At 37.9% G+C, this 15,859-nt stretch carries 9 protein-coding genes; 6 read left to right on the top strand and 3 right to left on the bottom strand.

Annotated features, from left to right (window positions below):
- The first annotated feature begins 504 nt into the window (after window positions 1-504).
- Window positions 505-879: a hypothetical protein gene (locus tag FEU33_RS14220; RefSeq protein WP_146550142.1), complete on the top strand. Its 375-nt coding sequence runs from the start codon at window positions 505-507 to the stop codon at window positions 877-879.
- A 395-nt stretch (window positions 880-1,274) separates the two neighbouring features.
- Here the strand turns inward: FEU33_RS14220 and FEU33_RS14215 are convergent, their stop codons facing one another.
- Window positions 1,275-1,712: a YwpF family protein gene (locus tag FEU33_RS14215; protein WP_146550141.1), complete on the bottom strand. Its 438-nt coding sequence runs from the start codon at window positions 1,710-1,712 to the stop codon at window positions 1,275-1,277.
- A gap of 251 nt (window positions 1,713-1,963) precedes the next feature.
- On the opposite strand from FEU33_RS14215, the gene FEU33_RS14210 reads away from it, so the two are divergent.
- The gene (locus FEU33_RS14210) at window positions 1,964-2,425 is read left to right on the top strand and encodes a single-stranded DNA-binding protein (RefSeq protein ID WP_146550140.1); all 462 of its coding nucleotides are present in this window, start codon (window positions 1,964-1,966) and stop codon (window positions 2,423-2,425) included.
- A 581-nt stretch (window positions 2,426-3,006) separates the two neighbouring features.
- Here the strand turns inward: FEU33_RS14210 and FEU33_RS14205 are convergent.
- Window positions 3,007-5,781: a DEAD/DEAH box helicase gene (locus tag FEU33_RS14205; RefSeq protein ID WP_243881200.1), complete on the bottom strand. Its 2,775-nt coding sequence runs from the start codon at window positions 5,779-5,781 to the stop codon at window positions 3,007-3,009.
- Window positions 5,778-7,349 carry a hypothetical protein gene (locus FEU33_RS14200; protein WP_146550139.1) on the bottom strand — a complete coding sequence of 524 codons (1,572 nt, stop codon included), beginning with the start codon at window positions 7,347-7,349 and terminating at the stop codon, window positions 5,778-5,780. Before FEU33_RS14200 ends, FEU33_RS14205 begins: the two co-directional genes overlap by 4 nt.
- 367 nt (window positions 7,350-7,716) lie before the next feature.
- Between FEU33_RS14200 and FEU33_RS14195 the strand changes: the two genes are divergently transcribed.
- From FEU33_RS14195 to FEU33_RS14180, 4 genes are all read left to right on the top strand, one after another.
- Window positions 7,717-8,181 carry an IDEAL domain-containing protein gene (locus FEU33_RS14195; protein WP_146550138.1) on the top strand — a complete coding sequence of 155 codons (465 nt, stop codon included), beginning with the start codon at window positions 7,717-7,719 and terminating at the stop codon, window positions 8,179-8,181.
- A 1,465-nt stretch (window positions 8,182-9,646) separates the two neighbouring features.
- Window positions 9,647-14,047 carry a S8 family peptidase gene (locus tag FEU33_RS14190; RefSeq protein ID WP_146550137.1) on the top strand — a complete coding sequence of 1,467 codons (4,401 nt, stop codon included), beginning with the start codon at window positions 9,647-9,649 and terminating at the stop codon, window positions 14,045-14,047.
- A 257-nt stretch (window positions 14,048-14,304) separates the two neighbouring features.
- A complete protein-coding gene (locus FEU33_RS14185; RefSeq protein ID WP_146550136.1) occupies window positions 14,305-15,531 on the top strand; it encodes a threonine synthase in 1,227 nt (408 codons plus the stop codon).
- Window positions 15,532-15,550: 19 nt separating this feature from the next.
- Window positions 15,551-15,772, top strand: coding sequence for a hypothetical protein (locus FEU33_RS14180; RefSeq protein WP_146550135.1), 222 nt, complete (start codon window positions 15,551-15,553; stop codon window positions 15,770-15,772).
- Window positions 15,773-15,859: the final 87 nt, after the last annotated feature.

The raw sequence follows: 15,859 nt of genomic DNA, 5'->3' as shown, positions 1-15,859 counted from the left end.
TTTAAAAAAGATACAACCTTGGTAAGGGGAAGGTCAAAAAATGATGTATTTCATCACATGTGTTGATTTTACAAAAATTAGAAATACTCGTTTAGCGTAATTTTGAAAAACCCTGTATTTTTAGGATTATTTATATAGATTGGAGCGGAGGCTTGCTCGACTCCCGCGGGAAAAGCGAATAGATGAGACCCCACAGCGTAGTGATTAAGGAACGGAGTCTAAGGGCGCCACGTCCTGTGGCAACGACTCCGTGACCAACATCCTGTTGCCCCCAGCATTCGCCCGCAGGAAAGCGAGTAAGCCGGAGCGGAAATCAACGAATCCCCTTATTTTTATGGATTAAATTGGATAATCAACACGCCTGGTATTTCATTTTATTATCCCCAAACAAGCCAAAATCATTTTTTAATCTCAAGGATAGTTTCATTTTTTTCGCGCATGCTATTTTTGAATCGCACACAGTGTGTAGTGGTTTAAAAATGGTGGAAGGAGGAAAACAAAAAAATGTGGAAGCAGTCAGCTGCAATCTTACTTTTTTCTGGACTCTTATTGGTTGGATGTAACAATAAAGCAGTCGAGGATACTCGTACCGAAACACCTATGGAGGATGTTAACAGAGGTGTTAACGAAGGGGTAAACGATGACGATGGTATAACTGAAGATGGCGTAAACGACAGCGTCAATCATCCAGTTGAACGAGGTATTAATGAGGGTGTAAATGACATTGAAAAAGGCGTCAATGATGTAACAGAAGATGTTAAACGTGGCGTCAATGATGTTACACCAGATAATGATACTGTTGTTGAAGATCGAACCATTGTTGATGATAAAGCTTCAAATGGTTACGATGTTCATCATGAAAAAGATGACAACAAATAATAGCAACTTGGCATATCCTTATTAAAAAGGGTGTGCCAAGTTTTTTAGTTATTCACGTTTATCCCGCTTTAACGGGCAATAAGACCCCATCTCAAGATGTAGAGAGAAACAAGAAAGATAGATGGGAACAATTGCCCGTAAAAGTTCGATTGGTTCGGGCGGGCAGGATGTTGGTCCCTCAGGTGTTGCCGAGGCGCTTTTAACCTGAGTTCCTCTAGTTCAGAGGGGGATGAAGAAAACACCCACTGATGGAGTTTCACTTTATCCCACATAAAGCTGTAATTTCACGTATCAAGACCCCCAAAAAAACAGAGGATCGGTGAAAAAGCAACTCTCAGTAAAGTAAGCTCAACTAATTCCCATTAGAGAATGAAGAAAACTCCCTGAAAGAAGTTTTACTTTGTGGAATTTCTCAATCGAGGTCTAGCACGCATATCCGATTTGAATTTTTCGAGTAGATCATCACCTGTTAAACCTTTTTCAACAAGTTCTAAAAGTAATTGTTCAGCATATTGTCGTCGTCCTGAATCTAACGTTCCTTTTAATAAAACTGAAACATGCTCATGATCTGGCATTTCTACAATGTCTTGAACAACAACACGAAAAAGCGCAGGTTCATTATCTGGATAAGAAATAACGGCACGGACATTTATTATAGTATCAGTACCTAAATATGGGGCAAAATCAGCGGCATATTGTCGATCCATATACATTTCTAAAATCCAAGACTTATGGCTATTTTCTTGATTGATAATAATTCCATCGGTTAATGGATATGATTGTAATTTTTCATCTTTCAATAGTTCCAACGATAACATTTTAAATGTCTTCACTGAACGGGATCACCTATCTTTCGACGAATTTCGTAAATTAATTATATCATATAAAAAATCAGCTAAAATAATATTTCGCATGCTTTTTGAAAATTAAGAAAACAAGAAATGACGTGATTTGTTCAAAATTAGGCATTTTCAAAATGCAATTTCGTATTCAAAAATCAATATAAAATCGCTATTTCATGATTTTGCACAAAACTTGTAATTTTCCTATGATAGGGATACTTCAAAGGAGAGGAGGTGATCGCTTGAATCAGGTTGCTCTTGTAGGAAGAATTACAAAAGATCCAGAATTACGGCAATTATCGGAAGGGAGGGTGCAAACAAATTTTATCCTTGCCATCAATCGAAATTATAAAAATTCAAATGGAGAGATTGATGCTGATTTCATACCCTGTTCTGTTTGGGGAAAGCTCGCTACAAATGTAGTAAAGTATTGCGGGAAAGGCTCATTAATTGGGGTTGGTGGCCGACTGCAAACAAGATCTTATGAGCGTGAGGATGGAAAAAGAATATTTGTTATCGAGGTAGTTGTAGAAGATGTTCGTTTCTTAGTATTAAAAGAACGTGAGAATAAGGCAATTCAAAAACATAACAATTCAAATGGATCAAAGCAGCCAACTTCGCAGAATAATTCTGGACAAACGCAAGAAATACCTGCAGGCTTTGCATTACCAAAAGAAGAAGTACAAGGGTTGCCAATAAGATAAAGTTTTTTCGTGATGAGAAAAAGTGAGGCTTATGTGATGACAGCCGGTCCTATTGAAAAGACCGCACCAATGGGTTTGATGAATTGATCCAAATAAAATCTAACCAGTTATCATCCACTGGAACAATTCAAAATGGCTGTCTAAATAACAAAAATTCGTTATGCATAACACATACATAACGAATCCATTAGTAAAAGGTTAAAAATGACAATAAAAGTATATGGGGATATACTATATAAAAGTTGAATGGGAAAAGGTGTTTTTTACTGTCTATGGGGAAGACAGCGGATGAAGCCATCATTAGTATGGCTTTATCTGTACATAACAATTAAATTTAAAGAAGTGTCCTAAAGAATTTTTCATTCTTTAGGACTTTTTTTAGGTTGCAAAGAAAAGAATCTATGAAATTTTCCTTTATCCACGGGAAATGACGTCTAATCCACGAAAAATTATATCCAATCCATGAAAATCTTCATTCAATCCACGGAAAATCAAACTGTATCCACGAAAGGAAAAATTTAAGTCTTATTCACAACGACCATTTATGAAGAAAAATCAATATCCAGCCAACTCAATGAGTTCTAAAAACTAAATGAAAGTAAATCTATGATTTCTTCATCTTTTAGTTCTGTAATCCATTGACTGGATTGAATCAATTCTTCTGATAATGCTTGTTTTTCAGAAAGCAGTGTATCGATTTTTTCTTCTATAGTTCCTGTTGTGATGAATTTATGAACATGCACAAATTGAGTTTGACCAATACGATATGCGCGGTCCGTAGCTTGGTTTTCTACCGCTGGATTCCACCAACGATCGGCATGAAGCACATGGTTTGCAGCAGTTAAGTTTAAACCTGTTCCTCCTGCTTTTAAGGATAAGATGAAAATAGGAAACTCACCTTTTTGAAAGGATTCAACGAAATAATCACGCTGTTGTTTTGGCATACTGCCTGTCAAGAATGGTGCATCAATATCGTAAAGCTCAGAGAAGCAATGTTGCAATAGATGCCCCATTCCAATATACTGCGTGAAGATTAAGCATTGTTCCTGATTGTTGGCAATATCGGCAGCAAGTGTCACAATCCGATCTAGTTTTTCCGAACGTTTCAGCATCTCCTCAGCGCCTTCAAATGGCTCTTTTAAATAGAGAGCTGGATGATTACAAAGCTGTTTCAACTTGCTCAACATTTTCAATATAAGACCTTTTCGTTCAAAACCAGATAATGTTTTCAGCTTTTGCAAAGTTTCTTGTATAAAACTTTCATACAGAACGGCTTGTTCTTCAGTAAGTGGACAATATTCCCGTTGTTCAAGTTTATCCGGTAGATTCAACATAAGGGCTGGATTTTGTTTTGTACGGCGCAATAAAAATGGCTGAATTTTTTTTCTTAATCGTATCTTATGATTTTCCGAGTCATCACGTTCAATCGGTGCGATGAATTCCTCTTGGAAGCGGGAAAAGCTACCAAGATAACCTCTGTAGATAAAGTCAAAAATAGCCCAGAGCTCAGATAAACGATTTTCAACAGGTGTCCCTGTTAAGGCAATATGATGCTTCCCATGTAATCGTCTAATGGCTTTTGATTGTTTGGTATGCATATTTTTAATATTTTGGGCCTCATCAAGCGTAATATTTGTCCAACTCCGATGTTCGAGCATGTCAATATCTTGTGTAATAGTGCCATAAGTAGATAAAACCACTTGAGGCTTTTCTTTATGAAGATAGGCATCAAAATTTTCATCCTTTAGACGGTTCGATCCATAGTGCAGATACACTTTCAAGGATGGAGCAAAACGTTCCAATTCTTTTTGCCAGTTTCCCAGTACAGATGTAGGGCAAATGATTAGAGTAGGTGGTGCATCTATTTCAGCATCATATACATGTAGTAAGTAAGAAATAAGCTGGACCGTTTTCCCAAGCCCCATATCATCAGCAAGGCAAGCACCGAAGCTTTGTCCACGCATGAAGACGAGCCATTCAAAGCCTTCTTGCTGATAAGGACGCAAAGAGGCCTTTAGGTGATCAGAAACCTTTATGGCAGGCATTCCTTTCTTATCAACCAATGTTTGTACGTAATCCCGTAAAGATTTTTGCATTTCGAATTGGAAGAAAGGGTCGTCACGATCCTCATCATTTTCCTCTTCAATTGGAGCGGTGAGTTCTTCCGGTAACTCTTGGAATAACAAATCTCGAATCGTCCAATTTTCATTTTCTGCTTTGTCCATCAATTGTCGAATTTCCTGCATCCAAGCTGCATCTACTTTTACCCATTCCGTACCAGCACGGATAAATTCGCGACTATCATTGACCATTTGCTGAAATTCTTCGATCGATATGTCTTGACCATTTAAGGATAATTTCCAGTCAAATGTTAAAATTTCTTGTAAACCTGCCGCAGATTTATAATTTGATGCAGTACCTGCACTGGCACGGACCTTGATACGAGAGTCCTTTATATTTTTGAGCCATGCAGGAAGTACAATTTCAAAACCAAGAGCTTGCAAACGAACGAAATCTGTACGCAAAAATTCACGGACATCAGGGTCTTTCAAATGTAATGAAAGAAAATAGTTTGGATCTGTGTCCTCCATGTAATCACTTGTATGCAATAATTCGATAATCTGTTGTTGTAATTGTTTGATGCCTTCAACATGATGTTTCCATTTTTCCGGCAATGCATAGTCAATTGGAAGCTTGCGTTTTCGCATAGGGGGTGTCCAATAAGTAGAGCTTTTCTTATTGCGAACCACTGTTTCAAGAAACCATTCATCTTGATCTTCTGCAGGCTCACGTAAGCGCAAGCCCACATAGATTTCATCATCTACGATTTTTGACTGAATAGGCCAACCGCCATTACGGAAAAATGGAAGCAATGGTGGTATATCATGAATAGTCAGTCCTGCTTCCAGCAACTTTTGAATAAGTGCCATTTGAAGTAGCTTTTCCGTTAGTTCATCAATTGGTAGATCTAGTATAAAAGCATCATTGTCGATTTGGATATGTTGCCATAAATCTTTGCTATACCAATAGGTAGAAGAATGAAAAGCAGCTTCTAGCCAATGGCTCGCATTTTCATCGATTCCGACATAAGTAATAAATGGATGCTTTTGCTCTTCGGAAAATAACTCCACCATTTCAAGTGGTGAAAGAGTAACATGAAAAGATGAATGGTTTGCAGTAAGCCCATAAAAAGCGGGTTCATATTGGAAAAAAAGAAAGGAAAGCCATTCTGTCACAAGTATAGGTGTGCCATTTTGCTCGTGTGCTTGCAAAGTGAAGGATTGTCCTGTTTCAGTTTCTATGCTAAGTTGGATGGTTTTCAAGAAGGTATCCGGTACATTTGCATTCATTGTCATAGCTTCAAGTTTCCTTTCTCAATTTCTTCTTGTAATGCACGAAGGCGTTTATATTGTTGACGAGTCTGATCAACGTAATGATTCCAAAATTCCGTTTTTCCACTTTTTTTTGCAGCAGTTTTCATCTTTTTCCAAACACGTACAGCTTGTTTATAATGTTGCCGCGATTTTTGATTTAATTCGGACATAGCAAGAGCGTGATATAAAGGTAAAAGAGCATCTGGTTTTTTTTCAAATACAGTTTTTAAACCACACAGTTCTAAATAGGCTAATGATGAAGGAAAACGATGATGAAGTGCTGCCCACTCTGTGTAACGACCACGTTCTATTAAAAATAGAGAATAGGGTTGCATACCGTACATACCAGAGGCAGAAAATAAAACTTCAGCTTCTTGGTCATTAAGATGGACTTTTGAACATAATTTATTGAAAGCGTTGACAAATGCTGAGCGATACCGAGTTGATAACCAGGTATTGATGAACGAATTTAAACAAGGAAGCATTGCGCGTACAATCATTGAAAGTGCCTGATCATCCTCATTGCGATCTGCAAACCGTGCCAAATCCATCCAGACAAGCATATCTGCTTCGTTAATCCCTGCAAGTTTATGCTTAAGTTCATCGTATTTTTTCAACATGATTAAGAACATAGATTCAATACTTTCCAATTTAACATCATCTGCAATATGGCGATCATTTTCGATCAAAGCTAGTTCCGATTGACGTCGAGATTTTTCGTTGAACATAGACTCCCAGAAAAAAGTATAAATATATAAACGTTGTTCAAAATAACCCGTTTGATGTAACAGAAAATAATTAACAATTTTTTGTAATGTATCATAGAAAGGATCTGTAGCAAAAAGACGGGACTTTGAAGAAGTCAATCGAATATGTTCCTTCACTTTTTCCGCTTCATGTTCGATAAATTGATTGTAATAGGTTCTATAAGACTCATTCGTTGGTGTCAAATGTTTCCAAGCATGAGATAATAATGCCATATGGGTAAATAACTTATACAAGTTTTGCCACTCATGTTCGAATGGAGTATGTTGGAAAACCTGCCTTTGCATATCAGAGAAAATGCTCTCTACAAGATAAGGATTCAACACAGGTTGATTGTATAAATTTGCTTTATAAATATTTTGCACAAGTCGCAGCCAAGATTCAGGAGATCGCTCATCTTTTAAAAAGTTCATCTGCACCATCTTTTTTGCACGAAATCCCTCAAGCCATGTGGATAAGGAATCAATATATTGATATAGAACAAACAAGGCTGCTAACTTATGACGGCACCAATGTTCTTTTGGACAATCACAAGTTAGATCGCTTGTGTTTATATGAAGGGTTACGCTCGTCGGTGTTGCATCTTGAACTACGAATGAGATGACGTTACGTTCTTCACTATAAGTACTAATTTTCACATAGTTATGACGAGCCAAAAATGCAGCACGTCTCACCAATTCATCATCTTCAGTGTTTGTTGTGTGAAGATCTAAACTTATTTGAGCCATTTGATTGCGAATAAAATCCTCGTAACTTTTGGCAATATCAGAAATATTCGTATTCATATCATTCGCTCCTGCAAAAAAACTTTCCTTTCATTATAAATCTTTTTGATACCATTCGTAAATGCAAAAGGAAATTTTTCACGATAAAGCTTTCATATATAAGCAAATTTTATCTTGATTCACTAAGGAGACACCCACCTCTAGAGATGGAGGGATGAATGCGATTTTAATCCATATCCGGTTGTACAAACGCTCGTTGAAACAATAAAAATCGGGGCTAAAAGAGCAAGCTCGAAAAAGCTGTGGGCGTGATTGATAAAGATTGGGGGAATGTTTAGAAAAGGCGAGAAATATTTTTGTGTCAATTATCAGTATTTCATGATATTATATTAATAATCAGAATATTCCTTCAAAGGAGGGAGCTTGTATGTTAGAAGTGAAAAGAATGGAGCCATTCTACACGAAACGAGATGGAGCACGACTTAAAATGGTTTTTGCCTATCAATACTTCACCATTGTAAAGGATGAAGAACTATTTCATTTCATCCCTGTAGAAGGAAAAGAAATAGTGATTAATTTAACGTCATTACAAATTGAAAACCTGTCTGAAGTTTTCGTATTCCAAAAAGGAACTCGTTTTATCCGATTGCCATTATATCAATTACTCTTAGTTTCAAATATTCATGATCATTTAGAACTTATTTTAGACGAACTTGAATTGAAATCTGGCGAACAACTTTTAGAAGCACCATCAGAGACAGATTTACTAATTGTAGAACTAGAAGATTCTAATCGTTTACGTCTGATTGATCAAGCTTTAGAGCAAGGAGATAAAGACTTATTTTACAAACTCACCGAAGATTTAAAACCTATGGAGGACTTAAGAAATTGAACATGCAGCACTCATAGAAAGCACCTTTTCATCAATTGTATGATTAGGTGCTTTGTTTTTGCCCATCATCATCTTCTCATTTAAAATCAAACAATATCTTAAAATAACACCCCTGAAATTTCACCTTATCTTCAATAAACAATTGCCTATCGTAGAATACTGACTTTTTCCTAATTAACACGCCTATAAATATATCTCCAAAATCCTAACGTTCGACTCAATTTCGACACAAATAAGAATTGGAGTACATTAAAAAGATACATACCAATACTTTCTAAAATATAAAAATGAATATTTAATCCTGTTTTTATAAAAATATGCACCCATATTTACCTATGCTGGTAAAAATTATATTTACTCAATTTTTTTCTAAAAATAAACATTCCAGCTTACGTTGATTCTAACAAATACCATATTTTAGATAATAACAAATCACGCGTGTTGATTTTATAAAAATTAGGTATGTTCGTTTGGCGTAATTTTGCAAAACTCTGTATTTTAGCGTCATTTATAACGATTGGAGCGGAGGCTTGCTCGACTCCCGCGGGAAAAGCGAATAGATGAGACCCCGCAGCGTAGCGATTAAGGAACGGAGTCTAAGGGCGCCACGTCCTGTGGCAACGACTCCGTGACCAACATCCTGTTGCCCCCAGCATTCGCCCGCAGGAAAGCGAGCAAGCCGGAGCGGAAATCAACGAATCTCCCTATTTTCATGGATTAAACTGGATAATCAACACGCCTGATAACAAATAAATATATCATGCATTCTTTATCCCGCTTTAACGGGCGGTAAGACCCCTATCTCAAGATTTAGAGAGAAACGGGAAAGATAGATGGGGGATTAACTGCCCATAAAAGTCCGATTGGTTTGGGCCAACAAGATGTTGGTCCCTCAGGTGTTGCCACAGGACGTGGCGCTTTTAACCTGAGTTCTTCTATTTCAGTGAGGGATGAAGAAAACCACCACTGATGGAAGCTTCACTTTATCTATTTAACTAGTTCTATTAGCCTTATTTATAAACTATGAATCTAATAGGTGAGTCCTTTATCTTTCCATTTAATGGGATAAAATACGCATTTTTTGATCAATAGTAGAGTCATAGTTTTTTATGATAATTATTCATAGTCCCCATAATTCCAGTGATATCAAGAGTTTTGTGCATACTAATGGATTTTTCAAAGACCTCTATTTTGTTCATTTAACTACTAAAGTCCCTTTTGAAATTAGGATATAAGTATTAATTTTTAGAATAGTTAAAAAAATCGACACATTATAGCAAAATTTTCATTTCTGTTAATTTATAGTAACTATAACAACTAGAGATTTTTTAAAGCACCTTTGGTTCTGTTACCTAAATGTCACTTTAGGAAAGGAGGAAAGGTTTTTTCTTTCGATTATTTTTTACTTAAATTTCCGCTGTGCTGGAAATGGTAGTATCTAAAAAAGAAAAAGGGAGGAATGTAAATGAGAAAGAAAGAAGGTTTTGTCAAAGCATTTAGTATTGCGACATCTGCGCTTATAGCACTTTCACTAATTTCACCAAATATTGCAGGAGCAAAAACGAATGATCTTTACCAGTCTTTCAGTGACTCCAGTCAAAATGCGATTGTTGTAAAAAACAAAGTAAGTAGTAGACTCCTTGAAGATTTTAAAGATGATGAAAAATTAACTTTCTTGATCAAATTCAAAGAAAAAGCATCTGTCGGAAAAATAGCTACAGAAGCTAGAAAAAATGCAGAGAAGAACAAATTGTCAGCACAACAAACAAAATTTGTGCAGCGCTCTGCAGTGGTATCAGATTTGAAGGCAACATCACTTGAATCACAGGAATCCGTAAAGCAATACCTTGAAAAGGAAGTAGATAAAGGCAATGCAAAAGACATTGAATCTTATTTCATCGTAAATGGAATAGCTGTTACAGCTACAAAAGAAGTGGCTGAAAAAGTTGCCACTTTCGATGAAGTCGAAAAAGTATTGCCAAATGAAACACGCCAGCTCTATACAACGAAAACAAGTACAGAAGAGGTTTCAAAAACGAAATCAGTAGCAACAAAAACAGCGACGGATAAGAAATCTAAAAGTGCCTCAGAGGAAAAGGCTAAAACTTCAAGCATCGAATGGAATGTCGAGCGAGTGAAGGCCCCAGAAGCATGGGAGCTGGGGATAGATGGAACTGGAACTGTCGTGGCAACTATTGATACAGGTGTTCAATGGGATCACCCCGCACTTAAACAAAAATATCGCGGCTACAATGCTTCAACCGGACAAGTTTCGAATGATTTTAACTGGTTTGATGCAACCTCAGCTGGACGAGCTACACCATATGATGATATTGGACATGGAACACATGTAACTGGAACAATGGTAGGGAGTGAACCAAATGGCTCTAACCAAATCGGTGTTGCCCCAGGTGCGAAATTTATTTCTGTCAAAGCATTTACGGAAGATGGCGGAACGGATACAGATCTTTTAGAAGCTGCACAATGGATATTGGCGCCTACAGATTCAAGTGGTAACGCACGCGTTGATCTGGCACCAGACGTTGTCAATAATTCATGGGGAGGAGGTCCAGGGCTTGATGAATGGTATCGTGATGTTGTACGAAACTGGCGCGCAGCTGAAATTTTCCCTGAATTCTCTGCGGGCAACACGACTTTAACCAATCCAGGTGGTCCTGGATCTGTTGCAGCACCAGCAAATTATCCTGAAAGCTTTGCCACTGGTGCAATTGATATTAACAATACAGTAGCAAGTTTTTCTTTGCGAGGCCCATCACCATATGATGAAATCAAACCTGATGTTTCTGCTCCTGGTGTTAATATTCGTTCATCTGTACCGGGCAGTGCATATGAAGGGGGATGGAATGGTACATCAATGGCGGGACCTGCCGTTTCTGGTGTAGCAGCTCTTCTTCGTCAGGTGAATGCAAGCTTAACTGTTGATGAAATGGAGCAAATCCTCATCGATACAGCAACACCTTTAACAGACTCCCAGTATCCGCAGACGCCTAATCATGGCTATGGCTATGGTTTAGTAGATGCGTATCAAGCTGTATCTTCGATTGCTTCAGGTCTTGGTACTTTGCAAGGTCAAGTGACAAAACAAGGTGAAGATAACGAAGCGCCAGTATTAACACATACAGCGCCAAAAGAAACTTATGCAGGTATGGATTTTGAACTGACAGCTTCTGTCACTGACAATATCAGCATCTCATCTGTCGTCTTGAAATATAAGGATACTGATGGGGAATGGCAAAGTATCGATGCAAGTCGTAAATCAGGCGATTATAAATCAGGTGAGTTTAGTGTTACCGTTCCTGGTGAACAAATCGCAGTCGGTGATTTCAAGTACAAATGGGTCATTAATGACTTTGGAAACAATGAAGTGGTAAGTGATGAATACACTGTAAAGGTAAAACCAGGCATTACAGTTGGCTATTTTGAAGATTTGGAGTCCCAACCAATCGGTTGGACATCATTTGGCAACGAAGATAGCTGGGAATGGGGAAAACCAACTTCTGGTCCAGGGAATGCAGCATCTGGTGAAAAAGTATATGCAACCAATTTAGAAGGAAATTATGCAAACAATATGAATGCAACATTAGTAATGCCTCCTATCGATTTGCCAGAAGGCAATGCTTATTTGCAATTCAAGCAATGGTATAATTTTGAAAAATCATCTTCTGGTAGAGCATATGATTATGGCAATGTCTTTGTATCGACAAATAAAGAAGATTGGACACAGTTGCTGACAGTCTCCGGTACGTCAACTAGTTGGGAAAATGCAGAGGTGGATCTATCTGCATATGCTGGTCAACGTATTTACATCGGCTTTAATGCATTTTCAGATTCTAGCATCGTCAAAGATGGTTGGTATATTGATGATGTAGCATTAGCAGATGTTTCCCAAACTGGTAAAGCGACAAAAGGGAAGGACAAAGCAATAAGTATTATTAATGGAAAAGGAACAGATAAAGAAGCGAAAAAAGAAGCTGTCGATCCGAAAAAAATTACACCAGTATTACCTAAAAAAGAATCTGCACCTAAAGAAGAAAAGGTCGTAAACCCAACACTTCTACCATTAGGGGCACAAATAAATATTCTTGAATCGAATCGTTCTGTTTATTCCGATCCGGCTACTGGATCTTATTCATTGAAAAACAGTGCAGGTACTTTTACTGCGAAAGCGGAAGCTTATGGATTCAAATCGAAACAGCAATCCGTCACAATCAGGGCAGATGAAACGACAACAGCCAACTTCACACTAGAAGAAATCGCTCAAAACACAGTGAGTGGCAAAATAACAGATGAGTCTACAGGAGAAGGCGTAGAAGGTGCGACCATTCTACTTGAAGAAGATGCGAATATCACGCCTGTAACTACAGATGCTGAAGGCAATTACTCTTTAAATGCCTATCATGGAGATTACACATTAAAAATAGTTGCTCGCGGCTATCATAGCCAAGAAATACCTGTCACGATCGGTACAGAAGCGACAACAAAGAATGTCAGTCTAAAACCATTCTACACTTATCCAGGTGGAGAAATTGGTTACGATGATGGTACTGCAGAAAATGCACACGCATTTAATGCTGGCGGCAATGCATGGGCTGTGAAAATATCATTGCCAGAAGGAAAAGAACAAGCTATCGTAACAGATGGCGTATTCCGATTCTGGGATACAACATGGCCAACACCTGGTGATACGGCATTTGAAGTTGAAGTATGGGATGCAGGTGGAACGGATGGTACTCCTGGTAAAAAAATTGCCGGTCCTTTTGACGCGACTGCTCTACGAAATGGAGAATGGACAGCTGTTGATCTAAGTGAGCATAATATCATTGTCAAAGATGATTTCTTTATGGTATATCGTCAAACAAACGCACATCCAAACACACCAGGACTTGCAACCGATGAAGATGGTCAAAATGCTGGAAGAAGTTATCAAAGCGTTTCAGGAAGTTGGTCAAAATCACCAGCTGATGAAGGAAACTATATGATTCGTGCACGCGTAAGCTATGAAGTGAATAATCCAGTCATTACATCTCCAACCGCAAACAAAGTGACAAATGAAGCAGCCATTCAGGTTGAAGGTACGGCTTCGCCAACAACTGAGATCACGCTCAAACAAAACGATCAAGAAATAGGACAAGCGGTTGTAGGCGATGATGGCAAATTCTCGATTCCAGCTACATTACAAGAAGGTGCTAATACATTCTCAGCAGTTTCTAAGCTAGACGGTAAAGTAACAGGTGAATCCGAATCTGTCAAAGTGATCCTAGATACAAAAAAACCATCCCTAACCATCGATAGTCCAAAAGATGGTTCTAAGACAAATCGAGAGACGGCTACCGTTGAAGGCTCCATTAACGACGAAAACCTTGATTGGGTACGAGTAAATGGAAAAGATGCTAAAGTAACGGACGGTAAATACACTCTTCGTATTCTTTTAGATGAGGGAGTCAACGACATTAAAGTTGTGGCAAAAGATAAAGCTGGCAATAAAATAACGAAAAAAGTTTCGATCGCTGCGGATTATTCAGCACCCGTTATTGAAAATTTAACGCCTGCGGATGACATTACGCTGACAACTGGTAAAACGGTTAAAATCACATTTGATAGCGAGCCAGATTTAAAATCAACATTCTATATTCATATGCCGTTAACGAACGTGAACGGTACCACACAAAATGCAACAGAATTGCCACTATCCGAAGAATCACCAGGACATTATGTAGGATACTGGACTGTACCAGAAGGAACCGTAGCGGATGGAGCGGTTATCGAAGTAAAAGCAGTAGATAGCTTTAAAAACGAAACACTTCAAAAAGCTGCAGGCAAACTTTATATCAACATTTCAAAATAATGAAAAAGCCTCTGATTGCTTAGTCAGAGGCTTTTTATTTTCCGACAAGAAGACTTCCGCTTCAAGTAATGTCGCACTGGCTTCTCTATTAATTTTTTTACATTCAAAAACATAGTTGGTTTATAGGAAAAGTAATGTTAAAGTATTACTAATTTGATAGGAAAATAGTTGATTGGAAAAAACAAAGACTACAATTTTTCTCATGCTTAAAAAGCAGGAGGATTATTGTAGTCTTTTATCTTTTAGGGGGAAGAAAAATGAAAGACTACAGTTATATTTCACATCTGGAGTGTCCAAAGTGCGGAGAAAGATATGAGGAAAATGAAATACAGCAATTATGTAAATGTGGTTCGCCTTTATTGGTTCGTTATCATTTAGAAAAAGTAAAAGCCACCGTATCGCGTGAGGATATATCAAAACGTTCCAATAGCTTATGGCGCTATCATGAGTTACTACCTATACATAATAAAGAGAATGTGATAACGCTCGGTGAAGGTATGACACCACTTGAAAAACTGCCATCACTAGGAGCAGAGTATGGATTAAATAATTTATATATAAAAGATGAAGGGGTTATTCCAACTGGATCATTTAAAACTCGAGGAGCAAGTGTCGGCGTTTCAAAAGCAAAAGAGCTAGGGGTAAAGCAATTAGCTATGCCGACAAATGGCAATGCAGGTGCAGCGTGGGCATTATATGCTGCAAAAGCGAAAATTAAAGCAACGATTGTGATGCCTGTAGATGCTCCACAAATTACTCGTAAAGAGGTTTATGTTGCTGGAGGTGACTTATATCTGATCAATGGTCTAATCAGCGATGCGGGAAAGGTTGTCGGCAAATTAGTTCAAAGCCATGGAGTTTATGATTCTTCTACATTAAAAGAACCATACCGGATTGAAGGGAAAAAGACAATGGGCTACGAGATTGTCGAGCAATTTGGATGGAAGGTTCCAGATGTTATTTTGTACCCAACAGGTGGTGGTGTCGGCATCATTGGAATTTATAAAGCGCTGCTTGAATTACAGGAATTAGGGTGGATTGAAAAAGGAAAACTGCCTCGACTAGTTGCTGTACAAGCTGAAGGCTGTACCCCAATCGTAGAGGCTTGGAAAAAAGGTGAAAAGGAATCTAATTTCTTTGAAAATTCCACGACATGTGCGTTTGGAATTAACGTACCAAAAGCGTTGGGAGATTTCTTAGTACTTGAAGGAATTTATGCAACGCAAGGTTGTGCTCTTGCGATTTCAGAAGAGGAATTACTGCAGGCGCAAAAACAAGTAGCATCATTAGAAGGAAATTTTATCTGTCCGGAAGGTGCGGCAACATTTGCAGCAGTAAGAATTTTGCGCGAACAAGATTGGATTCAAGAAGATGAACACGTTGTATGTTTAAATACAGGATTGGGCTTAAAATATCCTGAAACGGTTGAAATCGAAGGTGTACAAACACTTCAACCTGGACAAGACATTTTCGTAAATAATTAATTGTTAGCTGGTGGGAAAATTGACGATAGATTGGCAATATTTTGTAGAGGTATTACCGCAATATAAAGCCGCACTATGGTTAACAGTGAAGCTTGCAGCAATTGGAATCTTGTTAGCCATAGCAGTCGGAATTATTTGCAGTATGATTCAATATTTCAAGGTAAATGAAACATTAAAACCAGCATTCGGTGAAAATATAAGTGCAGACGATGTGGTTGTAGAAGGAAAAAAAGAAAAATAATCGTTCATTAACTATCCACCAGAGGCAAATGAACTTGCACTGATTTAAAAATATGACAAGCAAAAACACCTTTCGTTGAAAAACGGG

The organism is Rummeliibacillus suwonensis, from assembly GCF_007896435.1.
GTDB lineage: Bacteria > Bacillota > Bacilli > Bacillales_A > Planococcaceae > Rummeliibacillus > Rummeliibacillus suwonensis.
This window is presented reverse-complemented; position numbering and strand designations above follow the sequence as displayed.